The organism is Lysobacter sp. Soil_N_23 (genome assembly GCF_057656135.1).
The window spans coordinates 279930-299246 of sequence record NZ_JBDGKY010000002.1; the positions used below are offsets into that span (position 1 = coordinate 279930).

19 protein-coding genes are annotated in these 19317 nt (G+C 68.2%); 5 read left to right on the plus strand and 14 right to left on the minus strand.

Translation table 11 applies throughout. From position 1 onward, the window contains the following. Positions 1-93: 93 nt before the first annotated feature. The 9 genes from AC3A3X_RS03035 to AC3A3X_RS03075 all read right to left on the minus strand — a co-directional run bounded on the left by AC3A3X_RS03035 (position 94) and on the right by AC3A3X_RS03075 (position 9658). The gene (locus AC3A3X_RS03035) at positions 94-1119 is read right to left on the minus strand and encodes a symmetrical bis(5'-nucleosyl)-tetraphosphatase (RefSeq protein WP_487581569.1); all 1026 of its coding nucleotides are present in this window, start codon (positions 1117-1119) and stop codon (positions 94-96) included. Positions 1120-1135: 16 nt separating this feature from the next. After that, positions 1136-1519 carry a Co2+/Mg2+ efflux protein ApaG gene (gene apaG, locus AC3A3X_RS03040; RefSeq protein ID WP_158734096.1) on the minus strand — a complete coding sequence of 128 codons (384 nt, stop codon included), beginning with the start codon at positions 1517-1519 and terminating at the stop codon, positions 1136-1138. 133 nt (positions 1520-1652) lie between these two features. After that, positions 1653-2477, minus strand: coding sequence for a 16S rRNA (adenine(1518)-N(6)/adenine(1519)-N(6))-dimethyltransferase RsmA (gene rsmA / locus AC3A3X_RS03045; protein WP_487581570.1), 825 nt, complete (start codon positions 2475-2477; stop codon positions 1653-1655). Next, entirely contained in the window at positions 2474-3499 is a 1026-nt protein-coding gene (pdxA, locus tag AC3A3X_RS03050; RefSeq protein WP_487581571.1) for a 4-hydroxythreonine-4-phosphate dehydrogenase PdxA, read from the minus strand. The genes rsmA and pdxA overlap by 4 nt, the downstream gene beginning before the upstream one ends. An 11-nt stretch (positions 3500-3510) precedes the next feature. After that, positions 3511-4872 (minus strand): peptidylprolyl isomerase, encoded by a 1362-nt coding sequence (locus AC3A3X_RS03055; protein WP_487581572.1) that lies wholly within the window; start codon positions 4870-4872, stop codon positions 3511-3513. Continuing rightward, the gene (lptD, locus tag AC3A3X_RS03060) at positions 4869-7340 is read right to left on the minus strand and encodes an LPS assembly protein LptD (protein WP_487581573.1); all 2472 of its coding nucleotides are present in this window, start codon (positions 7338-7340) and stop codon (positions 4869-4871) included. Before lptD ends, AC3A3X_RS03055 begins: the two co-directional genes overlap by 4 nt. Positions 7341-7557: 217 nt before the next feature. Further along, a complete protein-coding gene (locus AC3A3X_RS03065; protein WP_487581574.1) occupies positions 7558-8478 on the minus strand; it encodes a histone deacetylase family protein in 921 nt (306 codons plus the stop codon). A gap of 24 nt (positions 8479-8502) precedes the next feature. Next, a complete protein-coding gene (locus AC3A3X_RS03070) occupies positions 8503-9057 on the minus strand; it encodes a cob(I)yrinic acid a,c-diamide adenosyltransferase (protein ID WP_487581575.1) in 555 nt (184 codons plus the stop codon). A gap of 19 nt (positions 9058-9076) precedes the next feature. Then, on the minus strand, positions 9077-9658 hold the full coding sequence (locus AC3A3X_RS03075; protein ID WP_200606602.1) for a DUF6580 family putative transport protein: 582 nt from the start codon (positions 9656-9658) through the stop codon (positions 9077-9079). A gap of 107 nt (positions 9659-9765) precedes the next feature. Here AC3A3X_RS03075 and ubiH point away from each other — a divergent pair, with 107 nt between their 5' ends. Together ubiH and AC3A3X_RS03085 are read left to right on the plus strand one after the other, a co-directional pair. Then, the gene (gene ubiH / locus AC3A3X_RS03080; RefSeq protein ID WP_487581576.1) at positions 9766-11037 is read left to right on the plus strand and encodes a 2-octaprenyl-6-methoxyphenyl hydroxylase; all 1272 of its coding nucleotides are present in this window, start codon (positions 9766-9768) and stop codon (positions 11035-11037) included. Next, positions 11034-12233: an FAD-dependent oxidoreductase gene (locus tag AC3A3X_RS03085; RefSeq protein ID WP_487581577.1), complete on the plus strand. Its 1200-nt coding sequence runs from the start codon at positions 11034-11036 to the stop codon at positions 12231-12233. Before ubiH ends, AC3A3X_RS03085 begins: the two co-directional genes overlap by 4 nt. 80 nt (positions 12234-12313) lie before the next feature. Here the strand turns inward: AC3A3X_RS03085 and rlmM are convergent, their stop codons facing one another. From rlmM to AC3A3X_RS03105, 4 genes are read right to left on the minus strand one after another with little or no spacing between them, the layout of a single operon-like run. Continuing rightward, entirely contained in the window at positions 12314-13378 is a 1065-nt protein-coding gene (rlmM, locus tag AC3A3X_RS03090) for a 23S rRNA (cytidine(2498)-2'-O)-methyltransferase RlmM (RefSeq protein ID WP_487581630.1), read from the minus strand. Positions 13379-13396: 18 nt separating this feature from the next. Next, entirely contained in the window at positions 13397-13972 is a 576-nt protein-coding gene (locus tag AC3A3X_RS03095; RefSeq protein ID WP_487581578.1) for a nucleoside deaminase, read from the minus strand. Further along, positions 13972-14406, minus strand: a complete 435-nt coding sequence (locus AC3A3X_RS03100; RefSeq protein ID WP_487581579.1) for a hypothetical protein — start codon at positions 14404-14406, stop codon at positions 13972-13974. Before AC3A3X_RS03100 ends, AC3A3X_RS03095 begins: the two co-directional genes overlap by 1 nt. A gap of 10 nt (positions 14407-14416) precedes the next feature. Beyond that, positions 14417-16189: a glutamine--tRNA ligase/YqeY domain fusion protein gene (locus AC3A3X_RS03105; RefSeq protein ID WP_487581580.1), complete on the minus strand. Its 1773-nt coding sequence runs from the start codon at positions 16187-16189 to the stop codon at positions 14417-14419. Between the two features lie 176 nt (positions 16190-16365). Here AC3A3X_RS03105 and AC3A3X_RS03110 point away from each other — a divergent pair, with 176 nt between their 5' ends. From AC3A3X_RS03110 to AC3A3X_RS03120, 3 genes are all read left to right on the plus strand, one after another. Then, a complete protein-coding gene (locus AC3A3X_RS03110) occupies positions 16366-16638 on the plus strand; it encodes a putative signal transducing protein (RefSeq protein ID WP_487581581.1) in 273 nt (90 codons plus the stop codon). A 311-nt stretch (positions 16639-16949) separates the two neighbouring features. Continuing rightward, entirely contained in the window at positions 16950-17468 is a 519-nt protein-coding gene (locus AC3A3X_RS03115) for an adenine phosphoribosyltransferase (RefSeq protein WP_487581582.1), read from the plus strand. A gap of 131 nt (positions 17469-17599) precedes the next feature. Continuing rightward, the gene (locus AC3A3X_RS03120) at positions 17600-18175 is read left to right on the plus strand and encodes a hypothetical protein (RefSeq protein WP_487581583.1); all 576 of its coding nucleotides are present in this window, start codon (positions 17600-17602) and stop codon (positions 18173-18175) included. A gap of 82 nt (positions 18176-18257) precedes the next feature. Here AC3A3X_RS03120 and AC3A3X_RS03125 read toward each other — a convergent pair whose 3' ends face one another. Next, positions 18258-19193, minus strand: coding sequence for a LysR substrate-binding domain-containing protein (locus tag AC3A3X_RS03125; RefSeq protein ID WP_487581584.1), 936 nt, complete (start codon positions 19191-19193; stop codon positions 18258-18260). Between the last annotated feature and the right edge of the window lie 124 nt (positions 19194-19317).

Consider the following 19317-nt stretch of genomic DNA (forward strand, 5'->3'; position numbering starts at 1 on the left):
TTGCTCGCGATCACCGTGTCCGACGCGGAAAGGCCGGATCGCGAGCAAGCTCGCTCCTACGGGCATCGGTGTCCGATCGCGAGCAGGCCCGGGTCAGTCCTGGTCGGTTTCCACCGGTGGCGGGGCGGCTGCGGATTCGTTCTGGCGCGGCCTTCCCTGCCCGCCATTGCCCGGGCCACGCGGTTGCCCCTGGCGCGGTTGGCCGCCCTGCGATTGGCGTTGCTGGCGCTGGCGGTTGCGGTCGTCGGCGTGAGCTTGTCGGAAACCGCTCGGCGGCCGTGGTCGCGGTGGCGTCGCCGGAACATCGCGCCCGGCGACCTGGACCAGGCGCAGCTCATCGGTGTCGAGTTGCAACGCCGTGAGCTTGCCGCCCCATACCGCACCGGTATCGATGGCGTGGACGCCGTGGCCGATGAACAACCCCAGTGTCGACCAGTGGCCGCAGACGATCTTGAGGTCGCGCTCCACGCGCCCGGGCACTTCGTACCAGGGGTACAGCCCGGCCGGCTGGGTGCCGGGGCTGCCCTTGTCCTCGAACGAGATGCGGCCGCGCGGCGTGCAGTAACGCAGGCGCGTGAACACGTTGATGATCGCGCGATGGCGCTCGACGCCTGCCAGCTTGGGATGCCAGGCCGGCTTGTCGCCGTACATGTTCTTGAGCAGCCGGCGGAACTGGTCGCCGTGCAGGCGCTCCTCGATCTCGCGGGCGAAGCGCTCGGCCATCTGCGTCGACCACTGCGGCGCCAGCGCGGCGTGGACCATCATCCAGCCCAGCTTGCGGTCGGCGTGGACCAGCTTCTGCATGCGCAGCCAGGTCAGCAGCTCGTCGCGGTCTTCGGCCAGCACGATACGCTGCAGGTCCTGGTTGACCTTGCGCTGCTCGTCCTCGCGCCGTTCGCCTATCGCCAGCAGCGACAGGTCGTGGTTGCCCAGCACGACCACGCTGTTGGCGCGCAGCGAATGCACCAGGCGCAGGGTTTCCAGCGACTGGCCGCCGCGGTTGACCAGGTCGCCGCAGAACCAGAGCTGGTCGCGCGCGGGATCGAAGGCGATCTTTTCCAGCAGGCGCTGGGTCGCGTCGTAGCAGCCTTGCAGATCGCCGATGGCCCAGGTGGTCATGTGCGCAGGGGCCCGGTCAGTGCAACGTTCGCGGCACGGACAGGCTGAAGGCCGGAATCGGCGCATCGAACTGCGTGCCATCGTCGGCGAGCATGTGGTAGCTGCCTTCCATCATGCCGTGGCTGGTTTCCAGCACGGCACCGGAGGTGTATTCGAAGTCGTCGCCGGGCCGCAGGTACGGCTGTTCGCCGACCACGCCTTCGCCCTCGACTTCCTGGACCTTGCCATTGCTGTCGGTGATCAGCCAGCGCCGGCTCAGCAGGCGCGCGGGCACGCGGCCGGCGTTGCGGATGCTGATCGTGTAGGCGAAGACATAGCGGTCCTGGCCAGGCTCGGACTGGTCGTCGAGGTAACGGGTGGCGACGGAGACGTCGACGGCGTAATCGGTACTGCGTTCCATGCCGACAGTGTAGGGCGAGGCGTCGAAAATTGGTCAACGTTGTGTGCACGAGCCGTGGAAGGCAGGCGCCGGGAGCCGCGCGGCCGAAGTCCAGCCGATGCGCGTTGAGGGGCCGTTCACTGCGTTGCGTCGGCTACGCCTTTGCCAGCGAATTGGCCAGGCGCACGAAATCGGCGACCTCGATCTGTTCGGCGCGCGCGTCCGGGCGCACGCCGGCGGCCTCGATCGCGGCCGCGTCGCACAGCTTCGAAAGCGCGTTGCGCAGGGTCTTGCGACGTTGTCCGAACGCATCGCGAACGACCGCGGTGAACATCGCCGGATCGGCGACGCCAATGGTTTCCGGTGCGCGCGGCACCAGGCGCACCACCGCCGAATCGACCTTCGGCGGCGGCTTGAAAGCGGCCGGCGGGACGTCGAACAGCGGGGTCACGTGGCAATAGGCCTGCAGCATCACGCCCAGGCGTCCATAGACCTTGCTGCCCGGTCCGGCGGCCATGCGGTCGACGACTTCCTTCTGCAGCATGAAAACCATGTCGCGGATGGCCGCGGCATGGTCCAGTGCATGGAACAGGATCGGCGAGGACAGGTTGTAGGGAAGGTTGCCGACCAGGCGGATCTTTCCGTCACCGGTCTGGCCATCGCCGGCGCCGCTGTTGCGCGCGATCACGCTGAAATCGACGCTGAGCACGTCGCGGTGGATCACCTCCAGCGTGCCGTGCGCGCGTGCGGCATCGGTCAGCGGGAAGATCAGGTCGCGGTCGAACTCGATTACCGTCAGCTCGCCATGGCGATCGAGCAACGGGAAAGTGATCGCGCCCTGGCCGGGGCCGATCTCGACCAAGCGATCGCCCGGCCTGGGGTCGACTGCCTGCACGATCATGTCGATGATCCGGCGATCGTGCAGGAAATGCTGGCCGAGGTGCTTCTTTGCCGGCTCGGTGAAGTGGCGGGTGCTCATGCGGTCGCGCTCGTTGAGGATGTGCCCATGACCGGAGCGCTGCGCCGGAAGCGGGCAATGCGGGCACAGGTGTCTGCGGCGGCGAACAGGCTCGAAGGGTCGGCCACGCCCTGGCCCGCCAGTTCCAGCGCCGTGCCGTGGTCGACTGCCACGCGCGGGTAGGGCAGGCCGAGGGTGAGGTTCACCGCGTGCTCGAAGCCGCTGTACTTCAGCACCGGCAGGCCCTGGTCGTGGTACATCGCCACCACCGCGTCGAAGCCGAGCAGCTTGGCCGGCAGGAAGGCCGTGTCGGCGGGCAACGGGCCGACCAGGCGCAGGCCCTGCGCGCGCAGCGCGGCGATGGCGGGTTCGATGATGTCCAGCTCCTCGCGGCCGAGGTGGCCGGCTTCGCCGGCATGCGGGTTCAGGCCCAGCACTGCGATCACCGGCTCGGCGATGCCGAAGTCGTTGCGCAGTGCCGCGTGGGTGGTCAGCAGGGTGTGGGTCAATGCCTGCGCGGTGATGGCATCGGCGACCGCGCGCAGCGGCAGGTGGGTGGTCACCAGTGCGACACGGACGATGTCGTTGGCCAGCATCATCACCACCTCGCGCCCGGCCTGCTGCGCGAGCAGTTCGGTGGTGCCGGTGTAGGCGATGCCGCCTTCGTTGATCACCGCCTTGTGCACCGGGCCGGTGACCACGCCGTCGTATGAGCCATCGAGACAGCCCTGCGCGGCCTGCAGCAGGGCACTGATCACCGCCTGCGCATTGCGCGGGTCGGGATGGCCGAACGCCGGTGCAACAGCATTGGCAACCTCGACCAGGGCCAGCTCGCCGGGCCCGATCGCCGGCTGCCCGGGTGTCAGCAATTGCAGCGGCAGGCCGAGCGTCGCCGCGGCGGCCTGCAGGCTGCGTGCGTCGGCGAAGGCGGTCAGGGAATAGTCGCGCGGGCGCTGGGCCAGCCGCACGCACAACTCAGGGCCCACGCCCGCCGGTTCGCCCGGCACCAGGGCGAGCCGGGCATGGTTGTTCCCGGGGGTCATCCCGGGATCACTCAGCTGCCGCTGGCGGGCGCCGCGGCCGGGGTAGCGGGCTCGGCGGCCTTGCCGACGCGGACGTCGACGAAGGCTTCGCCGCGCATCTCGCGCAGGTAGCGGTTCCACTCGTCCTCGAGCTTGCGACGGCCGATGGTTTCCTGGACCTGGGCGCGACGGTTGCGGTCGCCCACATCGGACTCGCGCGTACCCTCCAGCTTGACCAGGTGCCAGCCAGCCTGCGTGCGGACGGGTGCCGACACCTGGCCCTGCTGCAGCCCGGCGATGGCCGCGCCGAAGTCGGGACCGAATTCGTCGCGCGTGAACCAGCCCAGCTCGCCGCCCTTGCCGCGCGAGCTCGGGTCATCGGAGTTCTCCTGCGCCAGCAGCGCGAAGTCGGCGCCGCCGGCCAGACGGGCCTGCAGGGTCATTGCCTTGGCCTTGGCCTTGGCGTCGTCGGTCTGCTCGTTGACGCGGATCAGGATATGGCGGGCCTGGTACTGGGTGACCATCGCCGGAGCGGCCTGCGAGGCGTCGCGGGTCTCGACCAGCTTGACCAGCTGGAAGCCGCTGGGGCCGCGGATCGGCGCCGTGACCTCACCGACGCTCATGCTGCGCATCAGCGTCGCGAAGGCCTGCGGGATCTCGTCGACGCTGCGCCAGCCCAGGTCGCCGCCTTCCAGCGCGTTGGGGCTGTCGGAGTAACGCACCGCGGCCGCAGAGAAGTCCATCTCGCCCTTGTCGATCAGGGCCTTCACGCCCTCGATCTTCTTCTGCGCGACGGCGATCTGCTCGGCAGTGGCGCCTTCGGGCAACTGCACCAGGATGTGGGCCAGGTGGTACTGGCTGCCACTGTTGGCCTGGGCGGCCATGGCGGCGTCGATCTCCGAGTCGCTGACCGTGACGCGGCTCTGCGCAAAGCGCTGGCGCAGGCGCTGGATCAGCAGTTCGTCGCGGATCGAGCTGCGAAAATCGGTGTAGGAGGTGCCCTCGCGCGCCAGCTGCTGGCGCAACTGCTCGGGGCTGACCCGGTTCTGCTGGGCGATGCCGGCGATGGCCTGGTCGACTTCCTGGTCGGTGACCCGCACGCCGGTGCTCGCTGCGCGGGCAACCTGCAGCTTGACCAGGACCAGGCGCTCGAGCACCTGGCGCTCAAGTACGTCGCGCGGCGGCAGCTGGTTCTCGCGGCCGGTGTACTGGCCGAGGATGTTGGTGACGGCGCGATCGACCTCGGTCTTGAGGATCACGTCCTCGTCGACCACGGCAGCGATGCCGTCGATGGGCTGGACCGAGCCGGCAGGCTCCTGGGCCGTGGCGGTCGCCAGCGGCAGGGTGCCGGAGAGCACCGCGACGGCAAGGGCGGACGCGAGTAGTTTCTTCATAGGGTCGGGTCGGGAGTTGATTCGACTTGGCCGCCGCCGTTGTTCAGGCGCTCCGCGGAGCTGGGCGGCACGAGATAGAGGTCATCGCGGTTGTAACCGAGGATACCACGGCGCAGGGCGCGCTCTACGTTCTGCCCGGCCGAGCCCAGGCCTTTGAGTTCAAACTCGAACATGATCCGGGTATCCAGTTCACCATCACGATTGCGCAGGTAGCGGCGGCCCACCAGACGGGCGGCAAGGCAGCAGCTCTCCCATTGGACACCGGCGATCGCCTCAAGTTGCTTCTTGTCGAGGATCGAGTAGTAGTAGCGGCCGACCACGCTCCAGGTGCGGTTGATCGGGTACAGGAACGAAAAATCGGCCTGTTCGAGCAGGTCCTGGCTCTCGGGCGGGTCGATCCCCGGGCGGAAGCCGGCGTTGCGCCGGTAGCGGTAGCCGAAGTTGACCACGCCGTTGTTGTCGAAGATATAGCGGGCGCGGAAGCTGGTCATGTCCTCGGCGCGGTACTTCGGGTTCCACATGTAGGTGCCTGACAGCGTCCAGCGGTCGCTCGGGCTGACGCTGGCGTCGGCGATCCAGGCCGACTTGCCCTGCTCGATCGGCGCCTCGTTGGGCAGGGCGACCCGGCTGTCGTCGAAGTAGAAGATCTGGCCCAGGCTCGCCGCCAGCCGTTCCTGGCCGGTTTCCTCGCTGATCAGGCGCGTGGTGAGGGCGGCGGTGAGCTGGTTTGCGTCGGCCTGGCGGTCGGCGCCGGTATAGCGGTTGTCGCGGAACAGCTGCCCCCAGCTGAACGTGGTCGCGCCGGTGTCGTAGATCGACAGGCCGGACTGGTCGCGGTAGGGCACGTTCAGGTAGTAGATCCGCGGCTCCAGCGTGTTGAGGTAGCTGTCGCCACGGATGGTGGTGTTGCGGTCGAAGTACAGGCCGGCATCGACCGAGGTGATCGGTACGCTGCGGGTCTGGTTGCTGTCACTGAGGTCGGGGGCGGTCCCGCCGTAGCGCCTGACGAATTCGGCGGCGCGTTCGTCGCCGGTTCCGTCCATCTGGTAGGCGGTATAGCGCCAGGCCAGTTTGGGCCGGATAAACCAGCTGGCGCCTTCCAGCGGCATGACGATGTAGGGCTTTACGTCGAAGCGCGAGCCGCCGAGGAACTCGGTGTGGTCGAAGCGCACCAGTTCGGTGTCCACGCCCGCCTGCAGCCAGTTTCCGACAACCGGCTGCGCCCAATGCGCATAGGCGCGCGGCAGGCGGTCGAACGCCAGGCTGGCATCGGTAAGGGTGTAGTCGGCCAGCTGGTAGTGGTCGGCCATCAGCTGCGCATTCCAGTAGCGGCCGCGTCCGTACAGGCCCGCGTTGCTGCGGATCGAATAGTTCGAGATTCCGTACAGGCTGCTGCTGAAATCCTCGAAGTAATGCGTGTCGCTGACCCAGCCCAGGTTGGTGTTGGCGTACCAGGTCCGGTTGAGGTTGTGGGTAGCAGTCAACGCGAACTGGCCGCGATTGTCTTCCGGCAGCGTGGCGCCCTGGATTGCCCTGCCGCTAAGGTCGTTGAGGTAGCGCTCGGGTTCGTTGCCGGGCAGGTCGTCGTGCGGCATCCAGGTGCCGTAGACCTCGCCCCTGCCGTTGGGGTACAGCCAGCGGAACTCGGTGCCCAACAGGCTGCCGCGGTCGCTCATGTAGCGCGGATAGAGCGTGGCGTCGTAGTTTGGGGCAAGGTTGAGGTAGATCGGCTGTTTCCAGTCGAAACCATTGCGTCCAGACAGCGAAAGCTGCGGATACAGCAGGCCGGTGCGTCGGCGCTCGTCGACCGGGAACATGAACCACGGCACGTACATCACCGGCACCTTGCCGATGCGGATCGTCGCGTTGCGGGCAACGCCCACGCCTTCGGCAGTGTCGATGTCGATCCGGTGCGCGCGAAGTTCCCAGGCGCGCTGGTCGGGCGCGCAGGTGGAATAGGTCGAACCGATCAGGCTGCCCTTGGCGCCATCGAGGTCGATGCGGTCGGCGCCGCCGTTGCCGCGGCGCTGGGTCAGCTGGTACTGGACGTCCTCGATGCGGTGCTTGTCGGCGGTCTGGTCGCCCTCGGCTCGCGCGGCGGTGACCCGCATGCCCGAGTCCTGGTAGCGGACGTGGCCAATCGCGCTGTACTTGCCGGTTTCCTCGTTGTAGCTGAGCTTGTCGGTACCGAGGAACTGGTCGCCGCGATTGAGCTTGACGTTGTCCTGGACGACGATGTCCTGCTCGTTGGCCGAGCGCTCGAGCTGGCCACCGTCGATGTCGGTCGGTTCCTGGCCACGCGTGGCCATGTTTCCCATCGGCGCGGGCGCGTCATCGAAGGACGGCACCGCGTCCACGATCGGGCACAGGCCCCAATCCTCCTCGTCGCCGTCGCCGTCGGCGGCGTGCGCGGGCAGGGCCAGCGCGATGCACAGCGACAACGGAAGCAGGCGTAGGGATTGGCGCACTCGGGAACCGTCGCTTGGCGTGGGGAAACGGGTCGCTAGCTTGCCGTATCCACTGCAAGCGGGCAACGCGAGCGGCATCTTGCCCACAACCTTGTTCATTTCCGCGTCAAGACAGGTGGCAGGCGCCTGCGTCCCGGCGATTGTGGACGTAGGAGCGAGCTTGCTCGCGACCAGACGTTCCCGCCGCGGAAAGGCCTGATCGCGAGCAAGCTCGCTCCTACAGTTGGCCGTCGAGCAGCGCGCCCACGTGCGCCACGCTGCATTCGCGCAACGCCGACAGGTCGTAGCCGCCTTCGAGCATCGACACGATCCTGCCGTTGCCATGGCGGTCGGCGACGACCGCCAGTTCGCGGGTGATCCAGGCGTAGTCGTCGGTCTCCAGCTCCAGCTGCGCCAACGGGTCGCGCTTGTGTCCGTCGAAGCCGGCGGAAATGAAGAGCATCTGCGGACGGAACGAATCCAGGGCCGGCAGCAGCTGCTCCCGCCAGGCGCGGCGGAACGCGTCGCTGCCACCGGTCGGCGGCAACGGTGCGTTGACGATGTTGCCGACGCCGCGTTCGTTGGCGTAGCCGGTGTCGGGGTACAGCGGCATCTGGTGCGAACTCAGGTACATCACCCGCGGGTCGGTATCGAAGATCGCCTGGGTGCCGTTGCCGTGGTGCACGTCGAAATCGACCACGGCCACGCGCGCCAGCCCGTGCTTGTCGCAGGCATGCGCGGCGGCAACGGCGATGTTGTTGAACAGACAGAAGCCCATGGCCACCGTCGGCGTGGCGTGGTGACCGGGAGGTCGCACCGCGCAGAACGCGCGCCGCACTTCGCCGTGCATCACCGCGTCGACAGCGGCGATGCCCGCACCTGCCGCGCGCAGCGCGGCTTCGGCCGAGCCTGGCGCCAGCACCGTGTCCGGATCGAGCGCCATCGGACCATCGACCGCGGTGTCGAGCACCAGCGCCAGCAATGTGTCGTCGTGGACGCGCAGCAGTTGCCCGCGGCTTGCCCGCGGCGCTTCCTGCCAGTCCAGTCCGGGGAAGTTCTCGCGCAGCGCTTCGGTCACCGCGACCAGCCGCAGCGGCCGCTCGGCATGGCCCGGGCCGGGATCGTGGAATGTGCAGGCCGTGTGGCTGTAGACGCGCATGTCAGCCGCTCCGCCGCTGCGTGCTCAGGCCTTGCGGCGCTCGTGGTTCCACAGCACTTCGCCGTGGCCGCTGGCACGGGCCAGCACACGCGAAAGCACGAACAGCAGGTCGGACAGGCGGTTGAGATAGCGGATTGCTTCGGCCCGCACCGGTTCCAGCCGCGACAACGCCACGGTTTCGCGCTCGGCGCGGCGCACGACGGTGCGCGCGATGTGGCAACGCGCCGCGGCTTCGCCACCGCCGGGCAGGATGAAATCCTTCAGCGGCGGCAACGGCTCGTTGAAGGCATCGAGCTGCTGCTCGAGTCGGTCGATGTCGGCATCGAAGATGGCGGCGTGGCCAGGGATGCACAGCTCGCCGCCGAGGTCAAACATCTGGTGCTGCACTGTCGTCAGCAACGAACGGATGTCGTCGGGCACGTCCGCCGCCAGCACCAGGCCGATGCAGGAGTTGGCCTCGTCGACCGTGCCGTAGGCCGCCACGCGCGCCGAATCCTTGGCGACGCGGCTGCCGTCACCCAGGCCGGTCGTGCCGTCGTCGCCGGTGCGGGTGTAGATCTTGCTGAGGCGGTTGCCCACGGTTAGCGCGGACCGCCGCTCAGACCGTCTGCATCCGCAGCGCCGGCACGCGCTGGCGCAGCAGGGCGAAGCCACCGAACAGCAGCGCGGCGTAGAACAGCGTGCCCAGCACGGTCCACTGGAAGAACGGGATGCCGGCGACGAAGGCCGCGCCGAGGCCGGCAGCGGTCATCGGGTAGGTCGGGGTCACCTGGAATGCCCAGGAGGCGAAATTGGTGACGACGAAGAACAGCACCGAGCCGACCAGCGAGTAGCCGAGCACGCGCGAACCGCTGACACGGCCGCGCAGGTTCAGGCCCAGCGCCGTGGTGAGGGCCACGCACAGATAGACCACCCAGATGCCGGCGCTGCCGAACCAGGTCGAATACAGGCCGCCGTTGATAGCGGCCAGCGCGATGTCGGAGATGAACATGCCGGCCAGCGGCACGAAGAATGCCCAGCGCCTGGAGGCGAAATACGCACCGCCAAACAGGGCCATGGCTTCGACCGGCGAGAAGTTCGGCGGGTGCGGCAGCAGGCGGGTGAGCGCGGCGACCACGATCATGCCGGCGAGGACCAGCGGGCCGGGTGCGAACAATTTCTCGGATGCAGGACGATTCATCGTGGTCGATTCTTTGGAAGGTAACGGCCTTCAGGAACCGCTAGCATAACGCAATGCCTGTTTTGCCCCCCAATTCCCCGCCCCCAGAATCTTCCGCCGCGGCCGGTTTGTCCGGTCGAAGCCGGCCCGATCTTCACGATGTCCTCATCGTCGGCGGCGGCCTGGTCGGCGCCAGCCTGGCGATCGCGCTCGAGCGTATCGGCCTGGACGTCGGCCTGGTCGAAGCCGCCCCTGCCGGTGCGCTGCCGGCCGTGTTCGATGAGCGCAATCTGAGTTTTGCCGAAGCCACGGTCAATGCACTGACGGCCCTGGGCGTGCTGCAGAAGCTGCGCGCGCCCAGCGGTGCGATCGAGCGCATCCACATCAGCCGCCGCGGCGATTTCGGCCGCAGCCTGCTGGAGGCCCGGCGTTACGGTCGCAGCGAGTTTGGCCGGGTGGTGGTGGCGCGCGATTTCGGCGAGGCGCTGGAAGCGCGGCTGGCGGAACTGACGCGGCTGACCCACTATCGGCCGATGCGTTTCCTCGGCCTGGCGTCGACGGACGGTGCGGCCTGCGCAGTGCGCGTCGCAGACGGCAGCACTGCCAGCGGTGGCGGCGAGCGCGTGCTGCAGGCGCAGTTGCTGGTCGCCGCCGACGGCACCCGCAGCGGCGTGCGCGACGCGCTCGGCATCGGCGTTGACGAGCACGATTATTGCCAGACCCTGTTCGTCACCCGGGTGCGCGCGGCACGGCCACCCGACGGCACCGCCTACGAGCGGCTCGGCGATGAAGGCCCGACGGCGCTGTTGCCGCGTGGCGACCGCCATTACGGCCTGATCCATGCCGTTGCCAGCGAGCACGCAGCCGATGTCGCGGCACTCGACGAGGCCGGCTTCCTGGCGCGTGCGCAGGAGGCATTCGGCTGGCGCGCGGGACGCTTTCTCGGCTGTGGTCCACGCAGCTCGCATGCGGCGATCCGGGTGCTGGCGCAGCGCACCGTCGCCGCGCGCGCGGTGCTGATGGGCAATGCAGCCCAGACCATCCATCCGATCGGCGCGCAGGGATTCAATCTCGGGCTGCGCGATGCACTTACCCTGGCCGAGCTCATCGAGCACGCACGCCGCGCCGACCTTGGCGCCGATTGCGGTGCGCCCGCGCTGCTCGCGTCATATGTCGAACGCCGCCGCGAGGATCGCGAGCGCACCACCGGATTCTCCGACGGCCTGGCCCGGTTGAGCTCCAACAAGGCGCGACTGCTGCGGCCGCTGCGCAGCCTCGGGCTGTTCGCGGTGGACCGTTTGCCCTCGGCGCAGTCGTTCCTGGTGGGCGGTGCGATGGGCTATCGCGGCGACGTGCCCGAGCTCTGTAGAAGCGCGCTGTTCCGGGAGATGTCGCCATGAGCCGCCGTGGTGGTCTCGACGTGATCGTGGTCGGTGCCGGCGTCGTCGGCGCCGCCGCGGCGCTTGCCTTTGCCCGCGACGGCCTGCGAGTGGCCCTGGTCGAAGCGCGCGAACCGCCGGCGTGGCGGCCGGAGGCGACCGATTCGGATGCCATCGACCTGCGCGTGTATGCCTTCGCGCCGGACAATGCCGCGCTGCTCGATGACCTGGGCGCCTGGTCCGGCGTGCGCGATGCGCGCGCGCAGCCGTATCGCGCGATGCGCGTGTGGGATGCGGCAGGCGGTGGCGAGCTCGCCTTCGATGCCGATGCGTTCGGCCGGCGCGAGCTGGGCTGGATCGTCGAACATGCCTTGCTGGTCGATCGCCTGTGGAAGGCGTTGCCGGCCGCGGGCGTGCAGTTGCATTGCCCCGACGCGGTCACTGCGTTCGAACAGGACGAGCAGGGTGCAAGCGTGCAGTTGCACAGCGGGCTGTCGTTGCGCGCACGGCTGGTCGTGGCGGCCGACGGTGCCGAATCGAAGTTACGCGCCCTGGCCGGTATCGATGCGCCGCGCCATGACTACGGTCAGCGCGGCGTGGTCGCCTTCGTCCGCAGCGAGCTGCCGCACCAGGCGACCTGCTGGCAACGGTTCCTGCCGACCGGGCCACTGGCATTCCTGCCGTTCGCCAGCGACGAGTACACCAGCTCGATCGTGTGGACGCTGCCCGATGACGAGGCAGCGCGACTGCTGCAGGCCGAACCGGGCGCGTTCCTGGGCGAACTGGAGGCGGCATTCGCCGGGCGCCTGGGCGCACTGGTCAGCGTGTCGAGGCGGGCGGCGTTTCCCTTGCGCCTGCAGCTTGCGCAGAGTCAGGCCGCCGGGCGCCTGGCGGTGATCGGCGATGCGGCGCATGCCGTGCACCCGCTGGCCGGACAGGGCGTCAATCTCGGCCTGCGCGACGTGACGACGCTGCGCGCCGTCGTGGCGAACGCGCACCAACGCGGCATCGACCCGGGTTCGCCGCAGCGGCTGGCACGATGGGCGCGTCAACAGCGAAGTGCCAATGCGGTGTCGGCCTACGCGTTCGACGGCATCAACCGTCTGTTCTCGAACGATGCAATGGTGCCTACATTGGTGCGCGGGCCGCTGCTGGGCATGGTCGGGCGCCTGCCGCCGCTGACTCACGCATTCTGGCGTCACGCTGCCGGGCTCTAGCTCGCCTGCCACCCTCTCCTTTCCGACGCTTCAGCTGGGTCCGCACGCGCACTTTGCCATCTCGTGCCTAGCGGAACGCATCATTGCGGCGTCGCGAAAACCGTGATTTCCTCGCGGTCGTGATAGAGCTGGCGCGCGCGGATCGTCAGCGGCTTTTCCGCCTGGCGCTCGAACAGCTCCAGGCACAGGCGGGTTTCTTCCCAGCGTTTCTTCATCGGCAACTTCAGGTTGAAGATGGTGTGCCTGCACCAGCCCTCACGGATCCAGGTCGCCATGCGCTCGGCGACGCGGCGCGGCTGTTCGACCATGTCGCAGACCATCCAGTCCAGCGGTCCCTTCGGTTGCCACTGGAAGCCGTCGGCGCGCAGGTGCTCGACGCGACCACTGTCTAGCAGGTGCGGGCGCAGCGGTCCGTTGTCGATCGAGATCACGCGCAGGCCCTGGCGCATCATCACCCAGCTCCAGCCGCCGGGTGCCGCACCGAGATCGGCGGCGCGCATGTTGTCGCGGAACAGGGTCTCGCGCTCGTGCTCGTGGACCAGGGTGAGCAGGGCTTCTTCGAGTTTCAGCGCCGAACGGCTGGGCGCATCGGCGTGCATGCGCAGGCGCGGGATGCCCAGTGGCCACGGCGAGCCGTCGCGCGGGCTTGCCTGCGCGAGCATGGTGTGGTCGCCGGCGAGGAAGATCACGTGCAGGCGCGGCCGCCGCGGGTCGTCGATGCGGGTCAGCCAGCCGGCCTTGCGCAACGCCGGTCGCAGCGCATTGCCGAAGCTGCGCGCCAAGCCCGCCAGCGGCTTGGCCTCGTCGGAATCGGGATGCTCGACCCACACGTCGCCATAGGCCGACGGCCTGCCATCGGGGTAGGCCGCATGCAGTGCATTGACGATCGGCGTGATCCGGTCGCTCGGGTCGAGCCCCTGCAGATCGGCCAGCCGCAACAGCTTCTGCCGGGCGAAGATCAGATCGTCGTACGGCAACGCCCGCGACAGCGCCACCGCATCGGTGCCGAGGAACTCGACGTAGGCCTGGTTGCGCTGCGTGCGCGCATAGCCGGGCAGGTCGAGCAGCGCCGCGCGCTCGCTCAGCTCGGCGGCCAGCTCCGGTTCGAAGCCGGGGCGGCAGTAGCACAGGAGTGCGTCGGCGATGGGGGCGTCTGTGCTCACTCAGTAGCGCTCGCCGCCGGATTCGCCGTAGGCGCGCAGCACCGCGCGCGCGTCATCGCGGTGGATGTCGCGCACGACCTGTATTCCGCGACGCTCGAGTTCACCGGCCCAGTCGGCCGGCAGCGGGCCTTCGTCGAACTCGGTCAGCTCCTCGACGTCGTCGCTGCGCGCGCCGATCAGCAGGCGGTCGATGCCGGCCCACACGGTGGCGCCGTAGCACTGGCAGCACGGCTGCGAGGACGTGGCCAGCGTGATCGGGCCGATGCGCTGGCCGCTGGCATCCTCGTTGAGGCGTGCACGTTGCGTGCGTTGCTGCGCCAGCATGTAGGCCATGGTCTCGGCATGCGCCAGCGAACAGGTATGCGGCAGCACGCGGTTGACGCCGATGGAGACGATGCGGTCGTCGGGACCGAATACCGCCGCGCCGAACGGGCCGCCACTGCCGGCCTCGATGTTTCGACGCGACAGCTCGATGGCCAGAGCCACCTTGGCTTCATCGCCGGCGTAGGCACGGCTGGTGTCCACCGCCTCGTGCACCCACGCCGGCAGGGTCAGGTGCACCTGCGCGTACAGCATCAGCGCACCTGCTCCGGGCCTTGTTCGAGAGCAGAGGCGTGTTCCTTGCATTGCCCCTGAACGCACTGGCAGCTCTCGATCGCCTTGAAACCGCACACGCCCATGCGGCCACTCTTGGCGCATGCGTCTTGGACGCCCTGCGGATCGGTCGGACTGTTGACGTTGACGCAGGCCGGCATCGCGCCGCAGCAGTTGCCGACGTCCTTGATGGCGCAGTCATTGTCGCTGCGGCAGCTGCGGTCGATCCTGATGGCCGCCGGCACGGCGACCGACTGCGCGGGAGCGGGGCTTGCAGCAGGCGTGGGCGTTGACGGCGTGGCGGGCGTAGCAGCGGCCTGCGGCGCCGTCGCCCGTGCGGATTCAGCAGGCGGCGCGGCGCACGCGCACAGCACCAGAAGCAGGGCGATCAGTAGCGACGACGACAGGCGACGCATGGCCTTCTCCTCAGGATTTCGTGGTCCAGGTGTCACGCAAGGTGACGCTGCGGTTGAACACGGGTGCGTCGCTGCGGTGGTCGTGGCGGTCGGCGACGAAGTAGCCGATGCGCTCGAACTGGAACGACTGCTCCGGACTTGCCACAGCCGCTGCCGGCTCGACATAGCCGGTGACGGTGCGGCGCGAATCCGGGTTGAGGTGGTCGGTGTAGGTCTTGCCGGTGCCCTCGTCGTCGTCCGGATCGGCGACGTTGAAGAGGCGGTCGTACAGACGGATCTCAGCAGCAACCGCGTGGCGCGCGCTGACCCAGTGGATCGTGCCCTTGATCTTGCGGTCGGCGCCGGCCATGCCGGGACGCGATTCGGGATCGAGCACGCCGCGGATCTCGACGACGTTGTCGCCGTCCTTGATCACCTCGTCGCAACGGAAGATGCCGGCGCCCCGCAGTCGCACTTCGCCGCCCGTGGTCAGGCGCTTGAAGCCCTTCGGCGGCACTTCCTCGAAGTCCTCGCGCTCGATCCACAACTCGTTGGAGAACGGCATGGTGCGCACGCCGGCGCTCTCGTCCTTGGGATGGTTCGGGAACGTCAGCGATTCCTCGTGGCCGGCTGCCAGGTTGGTGATCACCAGCTTGAGCGGGTCGATCACCGCCATGCGCCGCGGCGCGCTGGCGTCGAGGTCGTCGCGCAGGGCGCCTTCGAGGATGGAGATGTCGAGCAGCGAGTTCTGCTTGCTGATGCCGACGCGGTCGACCATCAGGCGCAGCGCCGACGGCGTGTAGCCGCGGCGGCGGATGCCCTGCAGGGTCGGCATGCGCGGGTCGTCCCAACCGTCCACCAGCCCGGCCTGCACCAGCGCCATCAGCTTGCGCTTGCTCATCACCAGGTAGTTGAAGTTCAGGCGCGAGAATTCGATCTGGCGCGGCTTGCTGGCCTCGAACGGCAGGCCCTTGTCGAGCAGCGGCTGCACCAGCTCCTTAGAATTGGCCAGGTCGACCTTGTCCACGCACCAGTCGTAGAGCGGGCGGTGGTCTTCGAACTCCAGCGTGCACAGCGAATGGGTGATGCCCTCGACCGCGTCGCTGAGCGAGTGGGCGAAGTCGTACATCGGGTAGATCGGCCAGTCGGTGCCGGTGTTCTGGTGCTCGACGTGCTTGATGCGGTACAGCGCCGGGTCGCGCAGGTTCATGTTGCCGGCGGCCATGTCGATCTTCGCGCGCAGCGTGCGTGCGCCGTCGGGGAATTCGCCGGCGCGCATGCGGCGCAGCAGGTCGAGGTTCTCCTCGACGCTGCGGTCACGGTAGGGCGAGTTGCGGCCCGGTTCGGTCAGCGTGCCGCGGTAAGCGCGCACCTCGTCGGCAGACAGGTCGCAGACGAAGGCATCGCCCTGGCGCACCAGCTTCTCGGCGGCGCGGTAGATCACCTCGAAGTAGTCGGAGGCGTGGCGCAGGTCGTGCCACTGGAAACCGAGCCAGTGCACGTCTTCCTGGATGGCGCGGACGTATTCCGGGTCTTCCTTGACCGGGTTGGTGTCGTCCAGGCGCAGGTTGCACTCGCCGCCGAACTCGCGGGCAATGCCGAAGTCCAGGCAGATCGCCTTGGCATGGCCGATGTGCAGGTAGCCGTTGGGCTCGGGCGGGAAGCGGGTCTTGATCGCCTGGTGCTTGCCGCTGGCCACGTCCTCACGAACGATCTGCCGGATGAAGTCCTGCCTGGTGGATGCCAGGGCATCGTCGGCGGTCGGGGCGGCGGTGTGGGCGTTGGCGTGGGACGTAGCGGACATTCGGGATCGCACGGGCGGGGAAGACCGGGAAGTTTAGCCCGTCATCCCGGCGAACGCCGGGATCCAGGCCAGCAGCGCTTGAGCCCCCCATCCCACGGCTTCCCGTCTTCGTTCCATGCCCCCATTCAAAGGCGCGGGCGTATTCTCATCCACAGCCTCACCGTGGATCCCCCGCCATGAAAGTCGTCTACGAAGCCGCCAACCTGATCGACGCGCACCTGGTGCGTCATGCCCTGGAAGCCCAGGAGATCCCGGTGTTCCTCAAGGGCGAGGCGCTGCTGGGTGGAATGGGCGAATTGCCCCTGTTCGGCACGATCCAGGTGTGCGTGCCGGATGTGGTCTGGCCCGAGGCCAGCGAGATTGTGGCGGCGCTGCCGCTGAACCAGCCGCCGCCGGAAGAGGACGGAGAGGAAGCCTCCGATCTTCCGCCGGGCCTGCTGCCGGCCTGAAGGCCTTTAGCCCGTCATTCCCGCGCCTTTAGCACGTCATTCCCGCGAAGGCGGGAACCCAGCGTCGTTCGCTGTGACCGGTAGGCACCAGTCAACAGGAGCGCAAGTCGCTGGGTTCCCGCCTTCGCGGGAATGACGGGTTACGGGGGGGACCGGTTACGGGAATGACGGGTTACGGGATTGACGGGTTACGGGATTGACGGGTTACGGGATTGACGGGTTACGGGATGGCGGGTTACGGGATGACTGGCCATCGGAATGACGGCTTGAAGGATGGGCTATCTTGGTCCGCCCCCTGTCCGCGCCTTGCCATGTCCTCCTTCCAATCCCTGATCCGCGAAGTCGCCGACTTCCCCAAGCCGGGCGTGGTGTTCCGCGATGTCACCCCGCTGCTCGCCGATGCCGGCGGCTTCGCCCGCTGCATCGATGCGCTGGCCGAACCCTGGCAGGGCAGTCAGGTGCAGGCGGTGTGCGGGATCGAGTCGCGCGGCTTCATCTTCGGTGCGGCGCTGGCGCAGAAGCTGCACGCCGGCTTCGTGCCCCTGCGCAAGCCGGGCAAGCTGCCGCCGCCGCTGGTCGAGGTCGCCTACCAGCTCGAGTACGGCAGCGACCGGCTGCAGGCGCGCAACGACGCGCTGCGGCCGGGCGAACGGACCCTGATCGTCGACGACGTACTGGCCACCGGCGGCACGCTGGCGGCAGCCTGGGAACTCGTGCTCAAGCTGGGCGCGCAGCTGGTCGGTGCCAGTGTCCTGATTGAACTGGAGTCGTTGCAGGGCCGGGCACGCTGGCCGGCTGGCGTGCCGCTGCACGCGTTGCTGCGCTACTGAAACCCTGTGGGAGGGGCTTCAGCCCTGACAGCCTGGCCTCCTCGGGGCTGAAGCCCCTCTCGCAGCGGATTCACGGCCGCCACACGCGGCGAAAGTAGCCTGACTGCGGCCTGGCAGCCGGGACGCGCAGGATGGACGCATTCAATTACCTGTCGGTGATGGTGTCGCTGGTGCTCGGCCTGGGCATGACCCAGCTGTTTGCCGGCATCGGCAACATGGTCCAGATCCGCCGGCGGGTCTCTCCCTATTGGCTGCACAGCGTCTGGATCGGCTTGCTGATCGCCCTGCACATCCAGATGTGGTGGTCGTTCTGGGCGATGCGGGCGGAGCGGGACTGGACCTACGGCGAATTCGCCTTCGTCCTGCTGGGGCCGGCCACGCTATGCATCGCCAGTCACGCCTTCCTGCCCGAGCTGATCGACGGCACCATCGACGTCAGGAAGCACTATTACGACGCCCGCAAGGTCTTCTTCGGAATGCTGATCGTGGCTGCGGCGTGGGGCATCGTCATCGAACCGCTGATGGGGCTGCGACCACTGCTGATCCCGTTCCGGCTGGTGCAGGTGACGGGAATCGGGCTGATGGTGGCATGTGCGCTGTCGAGCAATCCGCGCGTGCACGTGGTATCGACACTGCTTATCACCACGATGCTTGCGGCCGGAACGGTGCTCACGCGCTATCGCCTGGGCCAGACCGGGCTGGAATAAGCGCCTGGCCTTTTGTAGGAGCGAGCTCGCTCGCGACCAGGCGTGTCAGCCCCGGCGACGTGGATCGCGAGCAAGCTCGCTCCTACAAAGGCAGCGGTTGCGCGGCTTGCACCTTCGGCGGCACCAGCAACGACGCCGGCAGCTTGCGGAACTCGCCGGCCAGCTGCATCAGGAAATCGCCCATCGCCGAGCTGCGACGCCAGACCATGGCGATCTGCCGGTGCGGCGCTTCGCCGCGGAAACTCAGCAGGTGGATGTCGGACGAGACCGGCACCGGAGGTTGCACGGCCAGCATCGGCAGCAGGGTGATGCCGACGCCGGCGGCGACCATCTGCCGCAGCGTTTCCAGGCTGGTGGCGCGGAAGCCGTCGCGTTCGCCGGCACCGGCCATGTGGCACACGTCCAGCGCCTGGTCGCGCAGGCAATGCCCTTCCTCGAGCAGGAGCAGGTGCTGGTTGTCGAGGTCGTTGATGTCGAGCGAATCCTGGTCGGCCATCGGGTGCTGCTGCGGCACGGCCAGCAGGAACGGTTCGTCGAACAGCACTTCCACGTGCAACTGGTCGTCGTGGATGGGCAATGCGAGCAGGCCGGCATCGAGGCGGCCGTCGCGCAGGCGCGCCAGGATCTGGTCGGTCTTTTCTTCGACCAGCAGCAGCTCCAGGCGCGGGAAGCGCTGGCGCAGCGGTGCCACCACGTGCGGGAGCAGATAAGGGCCCAGCGTCGGAAACAGCCCCAGGCGGACCGTGCCGGCCTCAGGGTCCTGGCTGCGCCGCGCGATCTCGGCCATCTGCTCGACATCGGCGATGACCTTGCGCGCACGCTCGGCGACTTCGCGCCCGACCGGGGTGAGCATCACCCGTCGCGGCGCGCGTTCGACCAGGGCGACACCGAGTTCGTCCTCGAGTTTCCTGATCTGGGTCGACAGCGTCGGCTGGCTGACGAAGCTGGCCGCGGCGGCGCGGCCGAAATGCTTGTGATCGGCGAGGGCTACCAGGTACTTGAGGTCGCGCAGGTTCAAGAGTGTTTCTCCAACACGGCTTGCGGAGCGACGGACGGCTTGGGTGTTGTGGCGGTGCCTTGTGATCTACAACGGTCCAGCGAAACCAGACCCTACTGACTCATCAACCAACCCGTCACCTCAA

Excerpts from the sequence above, each read along its gene's own strand:
- AC3A3X_RS03075 (WP_200606602.1), bottom strand. The coding sequence starts at position 9,658 with ATGAATCGTCCTGCATCCGAGAAATTGTTCGCACCCGGCCCGCTGGTC.
- AC3A3X_RS03120 (WP_487581583.1), top strand. The coding sequence starts at position 17,600 with ATGGACGCATTCAATTACCTGTCGGTGATGGTGTCGCTGGTGCTCGGC.
- AC3A3X_RS03115 (WP_487581582.1), top strand. The coding sequence starts at position 16,950 with ATGTCCTCCTTCCAATCCCTGATCCGCGAAGTCGCCGACTTCCCCAAG.
- pdxA (WP_487581571.1), bottom strand. The coding sequence starts at position 3,499 with ATGACCCCCGGGAACAACCATGCCCGGCTCGCCCTGGTGCCGGGCGAA.
- AC3A3X_RS03065 (WP_487581574.1), bottom strand. The coding sequence starts at position 8,478 with ATGCGCGTCTACAGCCACACGGCCTGCACATTCCACGATCCCGGCCCG.
- rsmA (WP_487581570.1), bottom strand. The coding sequence starts at position 2,477 with ATGAGCACCCGCCACTTCACCGAGCCGGCAAAGAAGCACCTCGGCCAG.
- AC3A3X_RS03055 (WP_487581572.1), bottom strand. The coding sequence starts at position 4,872 with ATGAAGAAACTACTCGCGTCCGCCCTTGCCGTCGCGGTGCTCTCCGGC.
- AC3A3X_RS03110 (WP_487581581.1), top strand. The coding sequence starts at position 16,366 with ATGAAAGTCGTCTACGAAGCCGCCAACCTGATCGACGCGCACCTGGTG.
- apaG (WP_158734096.1), bottom strand. The coding sequence starts at position 1,519 with ATGGAACGCAGTACCGATTACGCCGTCGACGTCTCCGTCGCCACCCGT.
- AC3A3X_RS03035 (WP_487581569.1), bottom strand. The coding sequence starts at position 1,119 with ATGACCACCTGGGCCATCGGCGATCTGCAAGGCTGCTACGACGCGACC.
- AC3A3X_RS03085 (WP_487581577.1), top strand. The coding sequence starts at position 11,034 with ATGAGCCGCCGTGGTGGTCTCGACGTGATCGTGGTCGGTGCCGGCGTC.
- AC3A3X_RS03105 (WP_487581580.1), bottom strand. The coding sequence starts at position 16,189 with ATGTCCGCTACGTCCCACGCCAACGCCCACACCGCCGCCCCGACCGCC.
- AC3A3X_RS03095 (WP_487581578.1), bottom strand. The coding sequence starts at position 13,972 with ATGCTGTACGCGCAGGTGCACCTGACCCTGCCGGCGTGGGTGCACGAG.
- AC3A3X_RS03100 (WP_487581579.1), bottom strand. The coding sequence starts at position 14,406 with ATGCGTCGCCTGTCGTCGTCGCTACTGATCGCCCTGCTTCTGGTGCTG.